Genomic DNA, 22650 nt, shown 5'->3' with positions numbered 1-22650 from the left:
ACTGAAGTTGAACCATTGCTTAAAAATCCAATCCATGTGAAAATGCGTAAGCATTTGAACATGCAAGGGAATATTCGAGTGCCTTTCTCGAATGTGACCGCCCTTCTCTTAACTATCTTTCATTTATTTTTATAACTATCTATTCCAATTAGATTCAATAAATGTTATAATTACAGACAAGTTATATAGTTCGGTAATTTTATAGATTGTCCCTATTGTCCCCTTATGTCTCAAAAGGACAGGGACAACTAAACCCATAGAGCCACAAGGGATTGAAGTATGTAAAATGAATTTGTCCCTATTGTCCCCTTATGAAAATTAAAAAATAGTGTCTATATATGTAAATATATATATATATATATTCAAAAATGCCTATAAGTACTTTTGTGACAGTGTACATATGTATCTTTGTATAGGGACAATAGGGACAGTGGGACAATCCCCTCTAAACCCTTGAAACAATAGGCTTTTGACTGTCTCTTATGCGATGGGACAGTTGAGGGACAATCATTTATTTTAATTTATCTTGATTCACAAAATATACCAATGTACCTCTTGAATTTTTATCCTTTACACTCAAAATTTCATGTTCAATTAGAATAGGTTCGATTTCATTAAATTTTTCAACTTTTATTTTCATATTTTTATAGATATCTCTTCTTTTAACAAGAAAATCTTTACCTTCCTTGTATGACTTCTTTTTAATTGCCTTCAGTGCTTTATCAAATAGGATTTCACTTTCACTTGTTGTTAACTTGTCATAGATTTTGTACTGTTGTCCTCGAAAATATTCACATAGTTGAATTGCTTTATCCATTGATTCAGCCTGAATTTCTTCATGCTTTACAAATTCTTTTTGTTGCTCACAAAGATGTATGATAAGTGCAAAACGGACAAGATACATCATTATCTTAGAATGAATTGATTGTAATTTCTCATCTTCTCCTGCAATTTCTGCTAATCTATCATTATAGGAATCATACTTTTCAAAAGCACCATCATTTAATGGAATATCTCTATCCTTTTTGAATTTCAATTCCGTCAATTCTTTGAATAACTGAAAATAATTATTTTTGATTTGTTCAGGCATTGACTCTTTTGTGATTTTAAATGATCTATTAGAATCTATCCAGCAGAACAGTATTCGATCAAGGAACCCATTATCTGTGTTACCATTAGCTGCAATTCTTGCTATTCCACTTGGAGTCATGGCTCCAATCAAACAACAAAATGTCTCCTTGATAAATTTAGGCTCTTGCTGCTGCCGATCAACTTTTAACATTCCACCATTCCAGATAGTTAACCATTTTTGTAAATCTGCACCAATTCCTGCTCTATAACCATTCAAACTGTTATAGAATCCTTCAAATTCATCTTGAATACTAACAATACCCTTTTGGTTGTTTTCCATTAATTTTGTGATTGCTTCAATTGTTGCATCATTTGCTAAGTATTCTTTTAATTTTGGTGGAACTGGTGCTTCTTCATTAAAATCTTCATCTTTTGCTTTTTTTCTTCCCTTTTGATAATTTTCTAAATCAATTTCATATTGTTTTTTATCTTTATAATATTGCTCAAATGCTTCTTTTTGTAATTCCTCTAATGGCTCTAATGCTTTACTTATTGCTGGTGATTTCCCTGCCCCAGGATTTGCTATTAATACCCCATATAGAATGGGTAAAGTTTTATAGTCTTTATTAGTTGCAACTTTTCTTGATGTACCTATTGCAGTTGCTAAACCAATTAATGAAGGAAGTGCAAATATTTCTACGTCCTGTTGTGTAATCTCAGCAGACGCAACTATGTATTTCTTCACTACATTAGGAAGAACTTCAATAGGAAATTTTATGTTTTCAACTTGATTATCATCGTTTATGTAATTTATATCAGATTCCCGTTCTAACTTTGATGATGTAGGTCTAGCCAAATCAGAAACAATTTTAAGTTCCTCATCTGTCATAAAGTCCTCATATTGATGGAAATAATTTTCCCAATACAACGGATCTTCTTGCTTTTCTATCTCCAATTGAATCCATGCTTCTTGTGCTTCCTTATATAATTCACGTTCTTCCTCTAAGATTTGTTTTTCATAGTCACTATAAATTGGTTTTTCATCTTTTTTATTAAAATAATAAAACCACTTATGACCATCTTTCGATTTTAACAAAACATCCCAATCGTAATCATATTTGTATTGAAATTCAGTTTGCGTGTTTTCCATTAATTTTCCACCTTTTCATTAATTTACGTTTTTATGTAATTGGTTAAATTCCTTTAATATTGTTAATAAATCTTCATTTCTATCCCACATCGTAAAGCACACATTGGATTGGGGATGAATTGCTTTTGTTATGTAAAATAGTCCCTTTTCTTTAAGGAAGTCAGATTCCTTCTTTGAATATGAAAAATAAAATCGTTCTTTAACTTTTAAATTAGTCATTAGTCTTTCTCCTTTATATTGGATGGGGGACGAATCCCCCCAAGATTGTGTATGTATTTATTAAAAAATCCCCATCTTTTTAAATTGTTGTTCGATAATTTTATAAGTCCCATCATCAATAGGAAAATCCGACCTACATTTTGTACAAATTATTTTGTCTTCTTTAAAAATAATCTTCACCTTTACATCAGAATTACAATTTGGACACTTATAATCCTTTTCAATAACTTGATTTCCAATTGCCTTTTTTACTTTTGCTTTAATTTGGCTATTCATAATTTCATTTCTCCCTTAATTTTGATATAATTTCAGTAGTTAATTAATTTTTAATGGTCAGTGGTTGTCGGCAAACTCTCACTGACTTATTTTTTGTTTATTAAATCTTTGATACAGTTCTGTGAAGTTTCCACGAAAAATATCTTCAGCTTGTTGTCGTTGTTCATCTGACTTTGCAATCATGTATAATCTGAATTGTTCAAGTAGTTGATTAAGTAAATCAGCATTTTTCTTGCTTTTTGCTTCAAACATTGTTTTAGATATTAAAGTTGGTTCTTCAAGCAAATAACTAAAATGTTCCCTTAATTCGTCTAAATCTCCATAAAGTTCATTTGTAATTCCAAATTCATCATCTTGCCCAGAATCCACATATTGTTGTTGCTTATCTATCCAATCATAGAAAGCATTTTCTAACTTATTTCCACCTATAAAACCATGTAATATATGTTCCCATTTTTCAGCTTCATAACGGAATTCATAAAATTTCTCTTTAAATTGATCAAAATCACCCTCGTAAATTTGTAATATTTTTCTATCTTGTTGAACTTGTTTAGAAATACTATTTTTATAGTTTTCAAGTCCCAACTTGTAACATTGCTCAAGATGTTTGGACATTTGCACTGGCAAACCATTTTCAAAATTTCTAATTCTTGATGCAGAAGTACCGTGCATTTCAGCTAACTTTGTAATACCAATTCCCCATTCTTCACGTTCCTGTTTTAAAGCCTGTCCAATTTCCTTCCAATCTTCATGATTCATAATCTTGTTAAAAATTTGCATAGTGTATTTTTGCATATTAATTGACCTCCATTTCTTGTTTACTTAATCCATGCTGTATTAAAGCAAAAGCATCTTCATCGTTCTCTAAATCTTCATTCGATTCCATAACTAAAGAAAACAAAAGGCTTCCATCATTATGTGCTTCTGCCCATCCTCGTACATGTTTTGCTAATGTTTCAAATGCTACTTTATATGATTCTGGTGAGTATGATGTTTGAGATTCGATTTCCTTTGCTAATTCCGTATTAATTCCACATAATTTAAGTGACTTGTCATTAATTACACTTACTAATTCGTCAAATTGCTTTACTCCAATAAAGTTATTATTCATTTTATTTTTCCTCCTGTAATTTCCATTAGTTAATTTATTTTAATTACCAAATTCCCTGTGCTTTATTTTCCTTTTCACGTAAGTCGTAAGATAGATCATCTTCTCCATATTCGGCAAGAATAATGTCGATTTCTTTAGCATGTTCATCCCCGTCTGGTGCATGTTTTAAACCTTTAAGGAACTTAATATAACTTTCAGCCAATTCGCTATCAGAAAAGATGAAGTTTTCAGCTATTTTGTATGCTAATGATGCATTGATTTTTTCTTTACCAACAATAGATATCCTGTATTCGGCATCATTTACAAATTTATTACAAAAGTTTTTTAAATGAGCCTTACTGTAATTCTTTTGAAATTCTTTATGTACTTGTCTACCGTATTCGTTTGCATAATACAACGGCTTTCTATTATGATAAATCCATAATGTGTATGGAATATCTGGATCTCCACCAGTATCTAATTCCATTACAAACTTATAGTTTCCCATTCTAATAACATCTACTTCTGCTCTCATTTTAATTTCCTCCACTTTAATAGATTTTTAGTTTTACAGTGACTAAACCGACAGATCAACTAATTCGTGCTTCTTTTTTCTATATCATGTCCTTTCAAGTGGTATATTCTTATATTACATTATTACAAATAATATTACAAGTAATATTTAAAAATATTTTTACATTTGAGTTTTATTTATAGTTTTGTTATAATATAGTTAATAATATTACGAATAAAAGGTGTTGTTTGATTATGAGTTTAGGTGAATTAATAAAGGAATACAGAAAAAAGGCAGATATAACCGCAATTGATCTTGCTGAAAAAGTTGGAGTAAGCCAAAGTCAAATTTCTCATATTGAAAATGGTAAAAGATATCCCAGCATGAATGTAATGGAAAGAATAATCCAAGTATTGGGTATTCCAGATGATGAAACTAGCAAATATATAAGTATTAGTGAGCAGGATGAAAAAGATAATAATGCTAATAATGATAAAAATGATAATAAAAGGAATACTGGAATATTAGCTGGAAAATCATTTAGAACAAAATTAGGGAAAGTTACGGAATTACAGTTCACCATTGAAACAAATATTAGAGAAGATTTGATAGAAGAATCTTCTGAAGATGAGTTTAAGAAAATAAAACGTACTTTTGCATTTGAAAGTCCAATAATAGTAAATACGATTGCAGAATTTATGATGAATAATAAAGAATTAAAAAAGCTTATAGTTGAGAATTTAAATAATGAAATAAAAAGGCTCCGTGAAGAGTATAGCGTTGAAGATGATGAATAGTGTCATCTTCTTTTTTAATTTAATCGGGTTAATAAGTCCCTTTTAAACCGTGAGATTATCTCACGCAGTTGCAGATTGTATCTTTGTTAACAGCCCTACATAATGTCACTCAGTTGGAGGATGAAATTTCGTCCCCCTTTATCGTTATCACTCTCACCGAAAACAAATTTGTGCTTTTGTAGTACACATGGAGATAGGTTGCCGCCTATCTCCTTTTTCTATTTGCTTAATCGTGACATCGTGTCTCAATTGAATTTTCATCTGTATTTCAACATTGCTCTATTTAGCCAGTCATAGGCTTTGTAATGCTCATCACTGCCGCCTCTACGGTCTGAATCGGTTAAATCCTGCACAAATGCCCCTAATAATTTGGAAACTGTTGATTTGTTATCATTTGCAATTTCCTTTAATCGCTCGTATTCAGATTCATTAATATCAATTGTTAAACGTTTCATCAATACCAACTCCCATCTACTGCTGAGTAATGCCACCAGTCACCGTTACCGTAATAAACTTCAAGACATTTTTCCTTAGGATTTCTCTTTACTTTGACAATATCGGAAAGTGTATAATCCTTTCTTTTCTCTAAACCCATTGAACGATTATGATTCGCATAGACAGTAAGTAGTAACTGGTATTCTCCATCGCTTAAATGCTTTGCAACTGGAAACTTTTTATTTGTGGACATTGTGACTCCTCCCTTATTTGAATACACTTCTTAAAGGACTAAATTGGTTGTGTTGCCTTTTCACGTCTGTATCTGTCATTTGGATATATTTTCTAACCATACTCATATCGCTATGGGACAGGATTTTTTGAAGACTAAAGGGGTCTCCTCCATTTAAGATGTATAGAAGCGCCCCAGAATGACGTAGGGTATGTGGCGAAACACGTTTGTTTTTAATCCCTGCTAATTCACCATATTCCTTCATTTTTGACCTAAATGTATGGTCATTCATTGGTCTACCATCGTAAGTTAGAAATAAGATTTCTTCATTAAAATCAGCAGATTCAGCAATGTATTCTTGAAGTAATTTAATTGATTTAGATGCTAATGGAACATACCTATATTTCTTTTTCTTTGTTCCAGATGCTTCAAGTTTGATTAACCCTGCTTTCAAATCAACATTCTCTCTTTTCATTGCTAATAGTTCAGAAATTCTGACCATTGTATCCAATAAAACATGTAACATTACTAAATCCCTAAACCCTGCATAAGTAGAAGTATCTACCACTGAAAACAATACCTTTAATTCAGCAGGTGTTAATGACTCCAAAGTATCTTCTTCAACTTTAATTGGCTTGAATTTTTCATGAATTGGATAATCAATCCACCCTTCTTTAAAGCAGTATCGGATAAAGGCTCTCATTGTTCGGATTCTCAGATTTACTGTATGGGGAGCCAAACCTCTTTCATGAATCATATAAGACGAATAATCCAAAAACAGGTCTTCTGTGATCTCATCTCTTGTGATGTCTTTGCCTATGAAATCCATTAAGAATGTAAAGTGCATGTAATAATCATTGAGAGTTCGTTCTTGGAGTCCTTCGGTCTGCTTGAATGAAATAAAACGTTCAAACATTTCCTCAAGAGTTAAATTAAGATCAACTCGAATTGATTTTCCTGTGGAATTTCTTGAATATTTGCGGTTAGTTGTACGTCCAATTCTTTGCATAAAAAAACCTCCACAAAGTTATTTTGTAGAGGATGATTTTAATAAACATGTCCTTAGTAACCTGTACGGATTACTACTTGCGGACTTACACGGTCTAACGTATTTTTAAACAAAGAATCCGTGTATGTTTATTTACACTATGTAATTAATGAAAACATTAAAAGACTTGGTTTGGCGGGACCGTGTGAGAATCGAACTCACCTGACCGCGCACGGCGGTCACGTACGGTTTTGAAGACCGCGGAGGACACCAGTACCCCATCCGACCCCATCGAATTATATTACATTTTGTATTATACTAGTTTTGATAGATTTAAGCAATGAAATAGCATCTATATTATCTTAAAATAACTAAAAAAACGTCGCTCAAATAACGACGTTTTATACCACTCTTTTATTTAACCATCGCTCATTTTAGTTCTTGTTGGATTAATAGCTTTCTCCATTTCTTCAGCAGCCATTACGTTATCACCTGCACTCACTGCCTCACTGTATGGTTTTCCTTTTTGGCTCCCACCTTGTGGGTTATTACGTCGTTTTTTATTCGTCATGGTAATCACTCCCTTCACAATTATAGAGTCCCTGTTTCTGCCAATATTTATTCATCACTTACATAATCATAGATAGTATTGGTTTTATTCCCAAAATCCTGATAAAATAAGGATTGCAATAGTTCGGATAAATTAGAGGTGAAAATATGTTTGCAAATTGGACACAGTGGCTCATTCTTTTTTGGACTGTCTTTTTAGTCGTTATGCTTTTTATTGGCGGCTTTTTTATGTTTCGGAAATTCTTAAAACGTCTGCCGAAAGAAGACGGAAAATCGATTATAGATTGGGAAGAACATTATATTAAAGAAACAAAGCATCTATGGCCGGATAAAGAGAAAGAATTACTAGAGGAGCTTGTTAAACCGGTTCCTGAACTTTTCCGGGATGTCGCAAGACAGAAGATTGCAGCTAAAATAGGAGAACTCGCTTTAGAGGAAAAAGCCGATGCGATTACAGAAAGCTTAATCGTAAAAGGTTATATTCAAGCAACACCAAAGCGTGACCATAAATTTTTACGAAAAACTTTAGAAAAAAAACAAATCGATATTACGCCATACGAAAGTTTATTTTAACATTTCATCAAAAAAGAGGTTAACCGAGCGGTAAACCTCTTTTTTCTATAACCTTTTATTTTCTGGTAATGTTTTTTCAAGTTTTTTATACGAATATAACATAGCTACTCTCCATGGCAGGATCATGCCAAATGCGAGAATAAAAAACATTCCGCTTGTCTGCCCTAGTGAAATATAGTGCCCAAGAATGGATTTCAAAATAATCCTCAACAACAATAACCCAACTAAAATAAAAATAAACGCTTTTGATCTTTGCAAATAAATTTGATTATCACGCACCTCAAATTTTGAGGTTTTAATCAAAAATAAGGAAAAAAGCATACCAACTGAAAAGGCCTCAAGGATTTCGGCTGGTGTCACCCGAAACATAGGGACAGTAAACATTAGGAATCCTGTACTCATAAAAACGGGTGGCAAGATTATTTTTTTTACATTAGTTGGCTTTTTGGCAGCCTTCATTCGTACAAACAATGCAAATACAGCCATCATTAAAGCGCCAACTGTAGATACCGCCATTAACATGCTATTATCACTCATTTCATCACCATAGGATAGAAAAACCACTTATTGACCGAAGACTGGATCTAAAAGTGGTTATATGAACTATTTTTATTTTTCCAATACTCTAGATACTGCCTCAAGAACTCGGCTTTCATCGAACGGTTTGACAATAAAATCTTTGGCACCAGATTCAATCGCTTCTACAACAAGTTTTTGTTGACCCAACGCAGAACACATAATGATGATTGAATTTGGATCCAATGATTTAATATGTTTAACAGCTTCTAAACCATTCATTTCTGGCATAGTAATATCCATCGTTACGATGTCTGGCTTAAGTTCTTTATATAACTCAATTCCAATGCGACCATTGTCAGCTTCACCGACAACTTGGTGATTCCCTTTTTGCAAAATATTTGTAAGAGTCATTCTCATAAATTTCGCATCATCTACAATTAATATTCTAGCCATTTTTTCATCTCCCTACAAAACTTTTGCAACATAATATCTTTATAAAAAATAAGACTAGTACATTATATTATACTCATTCATTATTTACCACAATTAAAATCCAGTAAACCCACCAAAAATCCCTATTAAATATGTCGTAATTTTTGTCATCCAGTCAAAGAATAGGAAAATCCCCATCACAATCATGACATAACCGCCAATTTGTATAATTTTAACGCTGTTTCTCTTAATCCACTGCATTCTTCCGATAAAAAATGACAGAATGAAAAATGGAATTGCAAATCCAAGTGTGTAGGCGATCATATACAACATACCTGATCCAGGATTGGAAACACTTAAAGCGATAACAGCTGCTAAAATAGGTCCTGTACAAGGCGTCCAGCCTGCTGCAAAGCCCATTCCGATTAAGATCGATCCAATAAAGCCTGTAGGCCGATTTTTAAAGGCTATTTTACGATCCTTCATTAAAAAATCGGGTTTCAGCACACCAACAATGACAAAGCCGAAAAAGACAATTAAAATTGCACCGATTTGTCTAATTAAATCATTGTATTGCATAAAAAACTTTCCGATAAAGGAAGTTGACATCCCTAACATAATAAATATGCTTGAGAAACCGATTAAGAAGAATATGGTATGGAGCATCGTCCGTCTTTGCATCATCGCATTTTCTTCTTTTAATTCAGTTACTGAAACACCTGTTATGTAAGATAAAAATGCAGGATATAAAGGTAAACAACAAGGTGAAATAAAAGATAAAAATCCTGCTCCAAACGCTAGAAAAACGTTTACGTCAGCCATTCATTAAACAACTCCTAAAAAGTAGTTCAAATGCGCCTTGGCGTATTTGTGCCCAGAGTTTTTCGAGCAAGCTCGAAAAACTACCTCTGAAAATCTGAGGCATCCGCCGGAGGCTCAACTTTATTCAGTAAGGGTTTAAACCCACACTGCATTTAATACTGGATTTAATTCATCCTTCTCACTTTTGGAAGAGGTTGACTTCTACTGAATAAAGTTTACAAATTACGTCTATACTAGTCTACCAAATCTACAGTGAAATTCATAACATTTTAATCTAAAAGTTTTGTGTCAAGAGGCTGCCAACATTATGTTGTTAACAGCCCCATTCCTTTCACGATTGAATTTAATTCAGTTTTAACAATTTCTATGCCGTCTTCTAGACCCTGGATTTGTACAAAACGAACAGGTGTCTCATATTGATCTGCAGCAAAAGTATATTTTGGATCATAATATTCTTCTAATATAAGCTTTACAAACAACTCATATTGGCGATTATTAAAACTTTCCGTAATTTGATTATACAAATTAGGTTTCATTCGTTTTTTTAGAATTTCGATGGCATGAATAAATTCGTCGTGATAATTTTCAAATTGATATGTGTCACAAATAGCTTTGATCCGGCTTTCAATTGGTGAATGAATATGAATTCTTACTCCCGCATCTTTTCCTTTTAAAATAAAATCAGGAAGGATAATTCTGCCGACCCGTTTGCTTTCAGCCTCAATAATACAATATGGTGAATCCTGTAATTCCCTTAATCGAAAAACTAAATCACGTTCAAATTCTTTTTGTGATTTCGGTTGTAAGCCAATTCCTCCAAAAGTCGACCCACGATGGCCAGCAAGACCTTCTAAATCTAATACCGGATAGTTTTCTTTCTGGAGAGCTTCTAATATATCTGTTTTGTGTGTACCCGTATTCCCTTCGAGAACGATATATTGTTTTTCGATAGTTGAAAAGTATTCAAGCTCAGCTTGAACTAACTTCCTAAACTCGCGGATACCACCTACGAGTTGAATTAATGGGAGCTTTAACGTCCCAAGAAAAGAAACAACAGTTCCGCTTCTCATCCCACCACGCCAACAATAGACAATAATATTTTTATGTTTATTATTGTTCGCTATATTCTTAAATGTTTGATAATATTCAGGCAGCTTTTTTGAAAAGATTTGAACCCCTAATTCAATGGCTTTCCCTTGGCCTATTTGTTTATAAGTTGTCCCGACCTGTGCTCTTTCCTCATTTGAAAACAAGGGGACACTGATCGCATTTGGGATATGAAATTCCTCATATTCACCAGGAGATCTTACATCGATAAAGATAGCATCCTCTTTCAATGCATCTATTATAGAAATCGTTGGTATAGAAACTTGCATAAAATGTCATCCTTTAATTTATATTTAATCCTACTCCCCCATTATAGTACTTGGAGCAGTTCCTTATCAAATCGAAAAGGAGCCATCTCTTTACGAGATAGCCCCTATTTAGACGTTCACTATTATTTCTTTTGAAGCTTGTTCATTTGTGACATCATCTGATTTATTTTCTTTTGAGAAGGCTTCTGGCCCATCTGCGCCATCATAACCTTTAGCATTTGTTCATTAATTGGTGGATTATTTTTCAAATAATTTTCCATGTATTTTCTGGCAATAAAAAAGCCGATCGCAACACCTGCTAATAAGGCCAGAATAGCTGTAACTGCATACCACATAAAAAATCTTTCCTCCTCATAGTTGTCCTATTTTTACAGTGTACTAGAACATCCACGAATACACAATAGTTTTCAAAATTTTACTTTATTAAATGTACCGTTCTTGCTTAATCGGGTTTAACCACCCAAAATGGCGGTTCTCAAAATCCATTGCTAAAAAGCATGAGTTATATTTGCGAAGCACCTCGAAAAAGTGTGTTTCTGCGTCATAACTGCCCTCAGATGACAATTTTAAATAACGATTGAAAATTTCAAGCTTCGCATAAGAATAATTTTTACTAGTATTTGCCGCATGATATAAAAATTCAGTTGTGTTTTGTTTATAAACCGCTTCTACAGGTAAATTTTTTTCAATATATCTGTTGATTTCAATAACCGATATCGGATTAGTAATATAGCGAATTTGATTTAACAGTATTTGTAAATGCGCTGGACTCTGCTCTTGTAATTTTTCAAGGAATAAATTAAATATTAAGATTTCTTTTCCAAAATATTCGTAGGCTACATCTTCTTTAAGAAGATAGATATAATAGTTCCTCATTCAATATTCCCCCTACTCTACCATTTCTATTACAAAGTATAGACGAAGTAGAGAGAAATGATTGTCAACTACTGCTGAAAGAATCCACTAGTTTTGTCGTAAAGAAGAGAAACTCATAAGTCACAAGAAAAGGCTGACTCTTTTATTGGGGTCAGCCTTCCCATGTTATTTTTATTTTCCAAGCATTGCTTTTACTTTTGCTACTACATTTTCAACAGTGAATCCGTATTCTTCCATTATTTTCTCGCCTGGTGCAGAGGCCCCGAACTTATCAATAGCGATAATGTCCCCTTCATCACCAATATAACGATTCCATCCAAATGAAGAAGCCATTTCAACTGCCAATCTTTTCTTAACATTCTTTGGTAAAACTGATTCTTTATATTCAGAAGATTGCTCTTCAAAGCGGTCCCATGCCGGCATACTTACGACAGACACATCAATACCCTCATTTTTAAGAACCTTTTGTGCTTCAATGCCTAGTTGTACCTCAGAACCTGTAGCTAAAATCAGAGCGTCAGCTGTTTCTTTTCCAGCCTTGCTTATAACGTAAGCTCCTTTTTTAACACCTTCATAGGCATGATCAGCTGTACCTTCAATAGTTGGCAGACCTTGACGAGATAAAATAAGCGCTGTTGGTCTATTTTCGCTTTCAAGTGCCACCTTCCAAGCTGCTACTGTCTCATTGCCATCTGCTGGACGGATTGTTGAAAGATTTGGCATCGCACGAAGAGCTGCCAAATGCTCAATTGGTTCATGTGTAGGTCCATCTTCCCCAACAGCAATACTGTCATGTGTAAATACATAGGTTACTGGTAAGCCCATAAGCGCTGCTAAACGAACGGCTGGACGCAGATAATCAGAGAAGACAAAAAATGTTCCTCCAAATACTTTAACGCCTCCGTGCAATGCCATACCATTTAATGCTGCACCCATCGCAAATTCACGAACCCCAAACCAGATATTACGTCCACTATAATCGGAGGAAGAAAAATCACCTTGTTCCTTCATAGCTGTCTTGTTTGAGCTTGCTAAATCTGCAGAACCACCAAAAAATTGTGGTACAGCCTTTGCAATCGCATTTATCGTTTGGCCGGATGAATCACGGCTAGCTGATTTACTTCCTACTTCATAAGTTGGTAGTTCTTTATCCCATCCTTCAGGAAGTTTTCCAGAGATAGCTAATTGTAATTGTTGACCTAACTCAGGATACTTTTTTGTATAATCAGCAAATAGTTTGTTCCATGCTTCTTCATGCTGGCTGCCGGCTTCTTTTACTTCTTTATTAAAATGATCATATACTTCTTCTGGTACATGGAAATCTTCTTCAAATGTCCATTGATAGGATTCTTTTGTTAATTTTGCTTCCTCTTGACCTAGTGGCGCACCGTGTGAAGCTGATTTCCCAGCTTTATTAGGAGAACCGTAGCCGATCGTCGTTCTTACTTCAATTAAAGTTGGACGATCTAAATCTGCACGTGCTTCTTCAAGCGCCTTCCCGATTTCATCAAGGTTGTTTCCGTCTTCTACACGTAAAACCTGCCAGCCATAGGCTTCATAACGCTTCATTACGTTTTCAGAGAAAGAACGGTTTAAGTCGCCGTCTAAAGAGATATCGTTTGAATCATATAAAATAACTAGACGACCAAGCTTTAAATGTCCTGCTAGTGATGCTGATTCAGCAGAAACACCTTCCATTAAATCGCCATCACCACAGATGCTGTATGTAAAATGATTGATAATCTCAAAGTTCTCTTTATTATATTTTGCAGCTAAATGTCTTTCAGCCATTGCCATCCCTACTGCTGTTGCAACACCTTGTCCAAGTGGACCTGTTGTTGCTTCAACACCTTTTGTATGACCATACTCAGGATGCCCTGGAGTTTTTGATCCCCATTGACGGAAATTTTTCAAATCATCAATGGATAGACCATATCCACAAAGGTGTAGTAAACTATAAAGCAACATTGAGCCATGACCTGCTGATAATACAAAACGGTCACGGTTAAACCATTCGGGATTTGCCGGATTATGTTTCATAAATTTTGTCCAAAGCCTATAGGCCATTGGAGCGGCACCCATCGGCATACCAGGGTGTCCTGAGTTTGCTTTCTCGATTGCATCAATTGATAATGTACGAATCGAACTGATCGCTAATTGTTCGATAGATAATGACATTGAGTTTTCATCCTTCCACGTTTTAATACTCGTTTTCCATAATATACTGCAAAAACCAATAGTTCAACAAAATTCCAACACTATTATACCTTTATTCTTTGTTAATAGGCTATATTTTATCTAAAATTAATGAAGTCTTGAATTATTTCTTTGCTTTTTACTCGCACGTAGTTTTTCCGGTGTTACATCATTTCCTTTTGCGTCAACAACGGTTACGTTGTGAAGTGTATCCTTAAACTGTTTCCGGAAATTCTTTATATATTCTTCTCTCAGCTTTTGCTGTTCGATCGTTTCTTCCTTGGTAAGGCCCTCTGTTTTAGACTTTTTAGAAAGTTGATTGATCCGATTTAGTTTCTCCTTAGAAATCAATGTAATTTGCTCCTTTTTCTCCAATATTCTTCATTATTTTTACTACAATGTTTTCATAATGTCCAGAAATCCATATTGAAACGAAAAACTTTCGAACTTATGTTTGTAATTTGTTGCCAAGTTTGTTATAATTCTATTAATATATGGGATGAATGAGGTGTTAAATTATGACAAAGATCTCGAAAAGACAACAAGATATCCTTGAATTTATAAAACAGCAGGTAAGCGAGAAAGGGTATCCACCTTCGGTTAGAGAAATTGGTGAAGCAGTCGGATTAGCCTCAAGCTCTACCGTTCACGGCCATTTAGCTAGACTTGAAAAAAAAGGATATATTCGTAGGGACCCAACGAAACCAAGGGCTATTGAAATACTAATGAATGAAGACACAAATATTAATCCTAAAGGTGAAATTGTAAATATTCCTATTATCGGAAAAGTTACCGCAGGTATTCCAATTACGGCGATAGAGAACATTGAGGACTATATCCCTCTACCTGAAAGATTAGTTCCCCATGATGGCAATCTTTTTATTCTTGTGATCGAAGGGGAAAGCATGATTGAGGCAGGGATATTTAACGGTGATTTAGTCATCGTTCGCCAGCAACATACTGCTAATAACGGTGAAATCGTCGTAGCCATGACGGAAGAAAATGAAGCTACTGTTAAACGTTTCTTCAAGGAAAAAGATTTTATTCGCTTGCAGCCGGAAAATTCATCTATGGACCCAATTATTGTGCGTAATGTTACGATACTTGGTAAAGTCATTGGACTTTATCGAAACATTGATTAATTTAATAAAAGCCTTTTAACACCTTAGATATTTTTTTAAGGTGTTTATTTTTGTAATAATATGAAATCCTATTCATAGGAGGTGCATTTTTATTATGGATTTCCCAACGATACATACAAACTTTTGGGATGCTGTTATTGCCGTACCGATTGTAATGAGCATTACTCAGCTTATTAAAACCTTTGTCAATGTACCAAAAAAATATGTACCAACAGTTGCACTTGTCGTAGGATTAATCTTCTCCATTTTTATAAGTCATCGCCACCATCTGTTTGCCGGAATCTTTATGGGGTGGTTCTATGGCTATGCAGCTATTGGTTCCTATGCATCTTTGAAAACACTTTTTATTTCTTTTCGGAATCATAAAAACCCTCAACACCAGTAACGGTATTGAGGGTGGGTTCTGATTTTTAATAATGTGTCATGTAGTGTTCGCGTTCCCAGGCAGTAACTGTCGTGCGGAACATATCCCACTCAATTTCTTTTGCCTCAATGAAGTGTTCTGAAATATGTCCACCTAAAGCATCCATAATAACATCGTCTGCTTTTAGCTTTTCTAGTGCAAGTCCAAGGTTGGATGGTAAATCAATAATTCCATTCTCTAACCGTTCTGCTTTGTCCATCACATAAATATTACGGTCTATCGAGCCTGGAGCAACTAGTTTATTTTCAATTCCATCCAGTCCAGATGCCAAGATTACAGTCATTGCTAAATATGGATTTGCAGATGGATCGGCACTTCTAACTTCAATTCTTGTACTCATTCCTCTTGCAGATGGGATACGGATTAATGGGCTTCTATTTTTTGCTGACCATGCTACATAACATGGAGCCTCGTATCCAGGTACAAGACGCTTATATGAATTTACAGTTGGATTACAAACAGCTGTGAATGCCTCCGCGTGTTTCATTGTACCAGCGATAAAATGGTAAGCAGTCTCACTTAACTGTAATGGGCCGTTTTCATCAAAAAACGCATTTTCTTTTCCTTTGAAAAGAGAAACGTTACAGTGCATACCGGAACCAGCGATTCCAAAAATTGGTTTCGGCATAAAAGTTGCATGTAATCCATGCTTACGAGCAATTGTTTTTACCACTAATTTGAAAGTTTGAATATCATCACATGCTTTAACAGCTTCAGCATATTTAAAATCGATCTCATGTTGACCCGGTCCGCACTCATGGTGGGAAGCTTCAACATCAAATCCCATTTCCTCAAGCTCTAAAACGATGTCGCGGCGGCAGTTTTCACCAAGATCGGTTGGAGCCAAATCAAAGTATCCACCCTTGTCATTTAACTCTAATGTAGGTTCCCCTTTTTCGTCTAACTTAAATAAATAGAACTCTGGCTCAGGTCCAATATTAAAGGATGTAAAACCAAGCTCTTCCATTCTTCTTAGCTGACGTTTTAAGTTTCCACGAGGATCTCCTTCAAATGGTGTACCATCCGTATTGTAAATATCACAGATTAAACGTGCAACCTTCCCTTTTTCAGCAGTCCATGGGAATACCATCCAAGTATCATAGTCAGGATATAGATACATATCAGACTCTTCAATACGTACAAACCCTTCAATGGAAGAACCATCGAACATCATTTGGTTGTTAAGAGCCTTGTCAATTTGACTTACAGGGATTTCAACGTTTTTAATAATTCCCAGCATGTCCGTAAATTGCAGACGAATGAATCTTACGTTTTGTTCTTCTGCCAATCTTTTAATATCTTCTTTTGAAAATTTTGCCACCACTAGTTCCTCCCAAAAGTCAATGTATATATGGTTAAAATTTTACTACATCCTTAATAAAAGAAGCTTGAAGTTCCATTCTTCTGCTGTTTTCCAAAGCGACCGGCTTGAATTAATTCCTTACGGAGCAGTCTTCTTAATTCAGCATCCGACACTTCCTGCTTAACCTCAGCAGACTGTTCAGTTTTTTCACTAAACTTAACATCCGTTTTCACTGCAAAAATTTGTTTAATTCCAGCTAGATTCACGCCTTGTTCAATCAATGATTTGATTTCTAATAAGCGATCAACATCATTAAATGAAAACATCCTTCTGTTTCCTTCTGTTCTTGCTGGATGAATTAATTCATTTTCTTCGTAATAACGGATTTGACGTGCGGACAATTCAGTAAGTTGCATAACGATTCCTATAGGGAATAAGGCAAGCGTTCGGCGAATGCCATCACTCATTACGGGTGCCCCTTTCAAACGATATTTCCTTAGCTCAATTGATGTTTTTATATTACACGATGTTAGGTTACGTGTCAATTTGATGTTAGGTTTCCTAACATAAGAATTATTTATTGATTAGTTGTTTCTCCATTAATTGGTTAATAGCTGTGATAAGAGCAATTTTTACATGTTCATAGGTAAGCCCACCTTGAACATAGGCTTCAAATGGTGGTCTCATTGGTCCATCAGCAGTCAATTCAATACTGGCACCTTGTATAAACGTGCCTGCAGCCATAATGACATCATCTTCATAACCAGGCATATAGCTTGGTTCCGGTCTTACATGGGCATTGACGGGTGAAGCGAATTGAATGGCTTGGCAAAAGGCAATCATCATTTCACGGTTATGGAATTGAACGGATTGAATAAGATCTGTTCTTTTTTGATTCCATTTAGGATATGTATTGAATCCGTATTCCTCTAACAGTGCTGATGTAAAAATGGCACCTTTTAATGCTTGGCCAACAATATGTGGTGCAAGGAAAAAGCCTTGATACATTTCTAGTAAACTATAAAGAGAAGCACCCGCTTCTCGACCGAGCCCCGGTGCCGTTAACCGATAGGCACATTGCTCCACCAACGCTTCTTTCCCAACAATATATCCTCCAGTTTTCGCCAGACCACCACCAGGGTTTTTAATTAAGGAGCCCGCAACTAAATCAGCCCCTACATGAGAAGGCTCAAGTTCTTCTACAAATTCTCCATAACAGTTATCAACAAAAACAAGGACATCCGGTTTAATTTCTTTTACAAACCGAATCATTTCCTGTATTTGTTCAATTGTTAAAGATGGTCTAGTGGCATAGCCCTTTGATCTTTGGATTCCAATTAATTTTGTATTCGGTTTAATCGCTTTTGAAACGCTTGGAAAGTCAACCTCTCCGACTTCTGTTAATGGTACTGTCTGATAGGAAATATTAAACTCTTTAAGTGAACCATTTTGATTACCGCGAATTCCAACGATTTCTTCTAGTGTATCATACGGTCTTCCGGTAATATAAAGCAGTTCATCACCAGGTCTCAATACACCAAAAAGAGAAAGCGAAATCGCATGCGTCCCTGAAATAATTTGCGGACGCACTAAACCCGCTTCTGCACCAAATACTTCGGCATATACTTTTTCAAGCGTATCCCGGCCAGTATCATCATACCCATATCCTGTCGAAGGATTAAAGTGGAAATCGGCGACATTTTGATTCCGGAACGATTCTAATACACGATATTGATTTTTCTCGACGATTTTGTCTACTTCCCAATGAACCGGTTTGATTTTGTCTTCAATTTGTTTAACGACTTCTTTAATCTTATTTCCATAACTAAAATTTTCGTACATAATAAATCTCCAATTCTTTTATTGTAAATGTAAATCTTTCGTCTGTTGGTAAAGAGCCAAGCTTGGATTAATATATCCCTTACATTCATAAAGCTCTTTTTGTTCATTAAATAGCTGCTCCAATAAAACTGTCTCTGATTTTAACTGCGCTAACAAACGTCCTTCAGTTCCTGGAATGAACAAATGATAAAATTCCATTTGGCTGATGATTTTTGTTTCAATCTTTTCCTGTAAAGTGTTTAAATCCGCTTGATCGTAGGCACTAATAAAAACCATATCATTTGTTGATGGAACAAATTGTGTAGTCACCAAATCCTTTTTGTTATAAACCGTTAAAATCGGAATATCCTTCACATCAAGGTCTTCCAAAATTCGATAGACTGTTTTTTCATGGTTAAAATAATCAGGATTGGAACAGTCCACAACATGCAATATTAAGTCCGCTTCTTTAACCTCTTCGAGTGTTGAGCGAAAGGCTGCGATTAAAGATGTTGGCAAATCCTCAATAAATCCTACTGTATCTGTAAGCAATGTTGTTAATCCACACGGTAATAAAAATTTCCTTGTCATTGGATCAAGTGTCGCAAATAATAAATTTTCCTCAAAGGAACCCGCTTCCGTTAATCGATTGAAGATCGTCGATTTTCCGGCATTCGTATAACCCACAAGTGAGATTTGGAATACTTGATTTTTCTTTCTTCGTTCCCGGTAACGATTTCTGTGCTCCACAATCGTTTGGAGCTGTCCTTTTATTTCATCGATACGGCGACGTATATGACGGCGATCAGCCTCAAGCTTTGTTTCACCGGGTCCTCTTGTCCCAATGCCACCCCCAAGGCGTGACAAAGCAAGCCCCTGCCCTGCAAGCCTTGGCAGCAAATATTCATATTGAGCAAGCTCAACCTGCAGCTTCCCTTCCTTCGATTTCGCTCTAGATGCAAAAATATCGAGAATAAGTTGGGTCCGGTCAATCACTCTTGCTTCAAATTTTTCCGATAAATTTCTTGTTTGCGATGGTGAAAGCTCATCATTAAATATAATTAGATCAATTTCCAATTCCTTTTCCAATGCTGAGATTTCTTCAATTTTCCCTTTTCCAATATAGGTTGCAGAATGAACCTTATTTCTTTTTTGTGAAAGACTCATCATCACCTCACCTTTAGCAGTATTCGTAAGGGAGGCTAATTCGTCCAATGAATATAAAAATCGTTCATCATCCATGTTAGGCAACTGACAGCCTACTAATAACGCACGTTCTTTTTGAGTTTGATTTTCAATCAAAGTATAGTCCCTGCCTTTTTTATTAAATATCATCAATAAAGTTAAATATAACAAAATTAACTAACATTTTCATCTAGTGTTCCTACTTTGCATGAGAATTACTAAAATAAGAGTAGGCTGAAGTTTTGTTCAGCCTACTCCTTATAAGTCACTAAAAACTAAATCTTCACTCAAGATGGTTTCTAATTCTGTTTTCTCATAGGAATCATTCATTAAAAGCCGCATTGCCTGGGTGCGAACTGCTTTTTCGATCACATTCCGAATATACCTTCCGTTGCTAAAAACATGGGGAGACCGATTATATTTAATATTTTGCAGTTGCTCCCTTAGCTTCCACTCTGCTTCCTTCGAAAAAACGTATTGGCGTTCTGTCATCATTTTCTTAGCAATTTCCATTAACTGGTCAACCGTGTAGTCAGGGAATTCGATAACGAGCGGAAAACGAGAGCGCAAGCCGGGATTTAAATTAAGAAATTGATCCATTTCCTTTGCATACCCTGCTAAAATTAAGATAAAGGCATTCTGCTTATCTTCCATATTTTTTACAAGGGTATCGATCGCCTCTTTGCCAAAATCCTTTTCACCACCACGAGCCAAGGAATAGGCTTCATCCACAAACAGAATGCCACCCATCGCTTTTTTAATTAAATCTCTCGTTTTTTGAGCAGTATGGCCAATGTATTCACCGACCAAATCTGCTCGTTCAGCTTCAATTAAATGTCCTTTAGATAAGGCATTCATTTCTTTCAACAATTTTCCGATTAACCTTGCTACTGTTGTTTTTCCTGTTCCCGGGTTGCCTTTAAACAACATATGTAGTACTTGGCTCCCCGCTTGTAAACCATGTTCTTCCCTAACTTTATTAATATAGATCCATGCATAAATTTCTTTAATAATTTTTTTCATTTCCTCCATTCCAACAAGAACACTCATTTCAGCTTCAATTCTTTTGAGCGGCTCATGCTTGGAATGGATCATTTCCTGCTGTTTTTCAAGTGACTTTGAAACCTTCGTAATCTTAAATGTCTTATTCTCATTGTTTAACACAATGTTAATCTGACCGTTTTTATTCAATGTTACTGGCTGCTCCATATGAGTCACCTCTCATTCATGAATATTATACGTTAGAGATGGAAAAATTGTGACAAATGCCTATAAAAAAGTGAAAAAATCAAAAAAAAATAAGGCAGCGTCCTTTAATAGGATAGCAGCCTTATTTTCATAATTATTGTTGTGTTCCCTCTAAATCAATTTGCACAGCTTTTTGAGGTGAGAAAGTGGAAATAGCATGTTTATAAATCATTTGCTGTTTTCCTTCTGTATCCAATAAAACAGTAAAATTATCAAATGCTTTTATTGTGCCTCGCAACTGGAAACCATTTAATAAAAAAACGGTAACGGCAATATTTTCTTTGCGAAGCTGATTTAAAAATTGATCTTGAATGTTTATGGATTGTTTCATGAACAGTCCTCCTCTTCTCTTTCTTTAATAATCTATTTCGCTTTAAGCTGAAGCTTTCCTGCTACTAATTTTAAAATTTCTTGAATCTTCTGTTCAAATAGATTAGCATCAAAAACAGCCCCAGACATATCGAACCATTCGACATCCATTTTATTTCGGAACCAAGTTAACTGCCTTTTCGCATATCTCCTTGAATTCCTTTTTAATAGCTCAATGGCTTCTTCCTTTGAAACTTTTCCATTAAAATAATCATATAGCTCTTTATAACCGATTGCTTGGATCGATTGACAATCTTTAATTCCAGTTTCATACAATGCCTTTACTTCTTTTATCAAGCCCTGGTTCACCATCATATCTACCCTTTTATTTATACGTTCATAAAGGAGACTGCGCTCCATTGTTAAGCCGATAATTTGATGGTCATAAGGGGCTTCATATTCCTGCTCTTGTAGATACTCAGTCATCGTTAAACCCGTTTCATGGTATACTTCTAACGCCCTGATCACACGCCTTACATTATTGGGGTGGATTCGATCACAGCTTTCAGGATCAATCATCCTCAGTTCATTATATACACCATCGATTCCTTCTGTTTCAATCCGTTTTTCTAGGAATAAACGGTATTCAGGGTTGGATTCTGCAACTGAAAAATTATAATTATAAAGAATAGATTGGATATAAAGTCCTGTTCCACCGGCAATAATAGGTGTTTTTCCTTTCCCGCTAATCTCATCAATCAAATTAGCTGCCCGGCCTTGAAATTCTGCAACAGAAAATTCCTCAAGAGGATCTTTAATATCAATAAGATAATGGGGTATGCCTTGCATTTCCTCTTCAGTTACCTTCGCTGTACCAATGTCCATCCCCCGATAAATTTGCATTGAATCTCCGCTTATGATTTCACCGTCAAGCGCTTTAGCTAATTCAATACTCATTTTTGTTTTTCCAACTGCTGTTGGCCCGATAATCGCTATTACTTTCTTTTTCATTATAAAGGTCACCTTAGTAAGTAAGAAATGGTCTCTAAATCCATAATAAACAATTGTTGGCATTAATACAA

At 35.1% G+C, this 22650-nt stretch carries 29 protein-coding genes and 1 tRNA gene; 4 read left to right on the top strand and 26 right to left on the bottom strand.

Annotation, left to right across the window (positions count from 1 at the left end; all coding sequences use genetic code 11):
* Positions 1 to 511 precede the first annotated feature (511 nt).
* The 6 genes from BAZO_RS05910 to BAZO_RS05885 form a co-directional block, all read right to left on the bottom strand.
* Complete coding sequence (locus BAZO_RS05910; protein WP_003330424.1) at positions 512 to 2221, bottom strand: DUF3987 domain-containing protein; 1710 nt, start codon at positions 2219 to 2221, stop codon at positions 512 to 514.
* Between the two features lie 18 nt (positions 2222 to 2239).
* The gene (locus BAZO_RS05905) at positions 2240 to 2440 is read right to left on the bottom strand and encodes a hypothetical protein (RefSeq protein ID WP_003330423.1); all 201 of its coding nucleotides are present in this window, start codon (positions 2438 to 2440) and stop codon (positions 2240 to 2242) included.
* 60 nt (positions 2441 to 2500) lie between these two features.
* On the bottom strand, positions 2501 to 2716 hold the full coding sequence (locus tag BAZO_RS05900; protein WP_003330422.1) for a hypothetical protein: 216 nt from the start codon (positions 2714 to 2716) through the stop codon (positions 2501 to 2503).
* Positions 2717 to 2794: 78 nt separating this feature from the next.
* Complete coding sequence (locus BAZO_RS05895; protein ID WP_003330421.1) at positions 2795 to 3511, bottom strand: helix-turn-helix domain-containing protein; 717 nt, start codon at positions 3509 to 3511, stop codon at positions 2795 to 2797.
* Position 3512: 1 nt separating this feature from the next.
* Positions 3513 to 3827, bottom strand: coding sequence for a hypothetical protein (locus BAZO_RS05890; protein WP_003330420.1), 315 nt, complete (start codon positions 3825 to 3827; stop codon positions 3513 to 3515).
* 43 nt (positions 3828 to 3870) lie between these two features.
* Positions 3871 to 4341, bottom strand: coding sequence for a hypothetical protein (locus tag BAZO_RS05885; RefSeq protein WP_003330419.1), 471 nt, complete (start codon positions 4339 to 4341; stop codon positions 3871 to 3873).
* A gap of 233 nt (positions 4342 to 4574) precedes the next feature.
* Here BAZO_RS05885 and BAZO_RS05880 point away from each other — a divergent pair, with 233 nt between their 5' ends.
* The gene (locus BAZO_RS05880) at positions 4575 to 5117 is read left to right on the top strand and encodes a helix-turn-helix domain-containing protein (protein WP_003330418.1); all 543 of its coding nucleotides are present in this window, start codon (positions 4575 to 4577) and stop codon (positions 5115 to 5117) included.
* Between the two features lie 257 nt (positions 5118 to 5374).
* Here BAZO_RS05880 and BAZO_RS05875 read toward each other — a convergent pair whose 3' ends face one another.
* The 5 genes from BAZO_RS05875 to BAZO_RS22650 form a co-directional block, all read right to left on the bottom strand.
* Positions 5375 to 5572 (bottom strand): hypothetical protein, encoded by a 198-nt coding sequence (locus tag BAZO_RS05875; RefSeq protein ID WP_003330417.1) that lies wholly within the window; start codon positions 5570 to 5572, stop codon positions 5375 to 5377.
* Positions 5572 to 5805, bottom strand: a complete 234-nt coding sequence (locus BAZO_RS05870) for a hypothetical protein (protein ID WP_003330416.1) — start codon at positions 5803 to 5805, stop codon at positions 5572 to 5574. The genes BAZO_RS05875 and BAZO_RS05870 overlap by 1 nt, the downstream gene beginning before the upstream one ends.
* 13 nt (positions 5806 to 5818) lie before the next feature.
* Complete coding sequence (locus tag BAZO_RS05865; RefSeq protein ID WP_003330415.1) at positions 5819 to 6793, bottom strand: tyrosine-type recombinase/integrase; 975 nt, start codon at positions 6791 to 6793, stop codon at positions 5819 to 5821.
* A gap of 172 nt (positions 6794 to 6965) precedes the next feature.
* A tRNA-Sec gene (locus tag BAZO_RS22280) sits at positions 6966 to 7062 on the bottom strand.
* Between the two features lie 128 nt (positions 7063 to 7190).
* Entirely contained in the window at positions 7191 to 7343 is a 153-nt protein-coding gene (locus BAZO_RS22650) for a hypothetical protein (protein WP_169315873.1), read from the bottom strand.
* Positions 7344 to 7489: 146 nt separating this feature from the next.
* On the opposite strand from BAZO_RS22650, the gene BAZO_RS05860 reads away from it, so the two are divergent.
* Positions 7490 to 7915, top strand: a complete 426-nt coding sequence (locus BAZO_RS05860) for a DUF2621 family protein (RefSeq protein WP_003330414.1) — start codon at positions 7490 to 7492, stop codon at positions 7913 to 7915.
* Positions 7916 to 7960: 45 nt separating this feature from the next.
* Here BAZO_RS05860 and BAZO_RS05855 read toward each other — a convergent pair whose 3' ends face one another.
* From BAZO_RS05855 to BAZO_RS05820, 8 genes are all read right to left on the bottom strand, one after another.
* Positions 7961 to 8452 (bottom strand): CcdC family protein, encoded by a 492-nt coding sequence (locus BAZO_RS05855; RefSeq protein WP_233276076.1) that lies wholly within the window; start codon positions 8450 to 8452, stop codon positions 7961 to 7963.
* A 72-nt stretch (positions 8453 to 8524) separates the two neighbouring features.
* Positions 8525 to 8887, bottom strand: coding sequence for a response regulator (locus tag BAZO_RS05850; RefSeq protein WP_003330411.1), 363 nt, complete (start codon positions 8885 to 8887; stop codon positions 8525 to 8527).
* Positions 8888 to 8980: 93 nt separating this feature from the next.
* Positions 8981 to 9688 carry a cytochrome c biogenesis CcdA family protein gene (locus BAZO_RS05845; protein ID WP_003330410.1) on the bottom strand — a complete coding sequence of 236 codons (708 nt, stop codon included), beginning with the start codon at positions 9686 to 9688 and terminating at the stop codon, positions 8981 to 8983.
* Positions 9689 to 9993: 305 nt separating this feature from the next.
* On the bottom strand, positions 9994 to 11064 hold the full coding sequence (gene mnmH, locus BAZO_RS05840; RefSeq protein WP_003330409.1) for a tRNA 2-selenouridine(34) synthase MnmH: 1071 nt from the start codon (positions 11062 to 11064) through the stop codon (positions 9994 to 9996).
* A 122-nt stretch (positions 11065 to 11186) separates the two neighbouring features.
* Positions 11187 to 11399, bottom strand: coding sequence for a YneF family protein (locus BAZO_RS05835; protein ID WP_003330408.1), 213 nt, complete (start codon positions 11397 to 11399; stop codon positions 11187 to 11189).
* A gap of 88 nt (positions 11400 to 11487) precedes the next feature.
* Entirely contained in the window at positions 11488 to 11940 is a 453-nt protein-coding gene (gene sirA, locus BAZO_RS05830) for a sporulation inhibitor of replication protein SirA (RefSeq protein WP_003330407.1), read from the bottom strand.
* A 171-nt stretch (positions 11941 to 12111) separates the two neighbouring features.
* Positions 12112 to 14118, bottom strand: a complete 2007-nt coding sequence (gene tkt / locus BAZO_RS05825) for a transketolase (protein ID WP_003330406.1) — start codon at positions 14116 to 14118, stop codon at positions 12112 to 12114.
* Positions 14119 to 14244: 126 nt separating this feature from the next.
* Positions 14245 to 14487, bottom strand: coding sequence for a DUF896 domain-containing protein (locus BAZO_RS05820; RefSeq protein WP_003330405.1), 243 nt, complete (start codon positions 14485 to 14487; stop codon positions 14245 to 14247).
* A gap of 167 nt (positions 14488 to 14654) precedes the next feature.
* Here BAZO_RS05820 and lexA point away from each other — a divergent pair, with 167 nt between their 5' ends.
* Both lexA and BAZO_RS05810 read left to right on the top strand, forming a co-directional pair.
* Positions 14655 to 15278 (top strand): transcriptional repressor LexA, encoded by a 624-nt coding sequence (lexA, locus tag BAZO_RS05815; RefSeq protein WP_003330404.1) that lies wholly within the window; start codon positions 14655 to 14657, stop codon positions 15276 to 15278.
* Between the two features lie 94 nt (positions 15279 to 15372).
* The gene (locus tag BAZO_RS05810) at positions 15373 to 15663 is read left to right on the top strand and encodes a hypothetical protein (protein ID WP_003330403.1); all 291 of its coding nucleotides are present in this window, start codon (positions 15373 to 15375) and stop codon (positions 15661 to 15663) included.
* Positions 15664 to 15688: 25 nt separating this feature from the next.
* Here the strand turns inward: BAZO_RS05810 and glnA are convergent, their stop codons facing one another.
* From glnA to miaA, 7 genes are all read right to left on the bottom strand, one after another.
* Positions 15689 to 17023: a type I glutamate--ammonia ligase gene (gene glnA / locus BAZO_RS05805; RefSeq protein ID WP_003330402.1), complete on the bottom strand. Its 1335-nt coding sequence runs from the start codon at positions 17021 to 17023 to the stop codon at positions 15689 to 15691.
* 53 nt (positions 17024 to 17076) lie between these two features.
* On the bottom strand, positions 17077 to 17472 hold the full coding sequence (locus BAZO_RS05800; protein WP_003330401.1) for a MerR family transcriptional regulator: 396 nt from the start codon (positions 17470 to 17472) through the stop codon (positions 17077 to 17079).
* Between the two features lie 106 nt (positions 17473 to 17578).
* Positions 17579 to 18847 (bottom strand): methionine gamma-lyase family protein, encoded by a 1269-nt coding sequence (locus BAZO_RS05795; protein WP_003330399.1) that lies wholly within the window; start codon positions 18845 to 18847, stop codon positions 17579 to 17581.
* Positions 18848 to 18865: 18 nt separating this feature from the next.
* Positions 18866 to 20161, bottom strand: coding sequence for a GTPase HflX (gene hflX / locus BAZO_RS05790; protein ID WP_051015774.1), 1296 nt, complete (start codon positions 20159 to 20161; stop codon positions 18866 to 18868).
* 108 nt (positions 20162 to 20269) lie between these two features.
* Positions 20270 to 21220, bottom strand: a complete 951-nt coding sequence (spoVK, locus tag BAZO_RS05785) for a stage V sporulation protein K (protein WP_003330397.1) — start codon at positions 21218 to 21220, stop codon at positions 20270 to 20272.
* Positions 21221 to 21353: 133 nt separating this feature from the next.
* The gene (gene hfq, locus BAZO_RS05780) at positions 21354 to 21590 is read right to left on the bottom strand and encodes an RNA chaperone Hfq (RefSeq protein ID WP_003330396.1); all 237 of its coding nucleotides are present in this window, start codon (positions 21588 to 21590) and stop codon (positions 21354 to 21356) included.
* A 32-nt stretch (positions 21591 to 21622) separates the two neighbouring features.
* The gene (gene miaA / locus BAZO_RS05775; RefSeq protein ID WP_003330395.1) at positions 21623 to 22579 is read right to left on the bottom strand and encodes a tRNA (adenosine(37)-N6)-dimethylallyltransferase MiaA; all 957 of its coding nucleotides are present in this window, start codon (positions 22577 to 22579) and stop codon (positions 21623 to 21625) included.
* Positions 22580 to 22650 lie beyond the last annotated feature (71 nt).

The organism is Schinkia azotoformans LMG 9581 (genome assembly GCF_000307855.1).
In the GTDB taxonomy this organism is placed as follows: domain Bacteria; phylum Bacillota; class Bacilli; order Bacillales; family Bacillaceae_J; genus Schinkia; species Schinkia azotoformans.
Note: the sequence above shows the minus strand (reverse complement) of the source record. Positions and strands in the feature narration are given on the sequence as shown.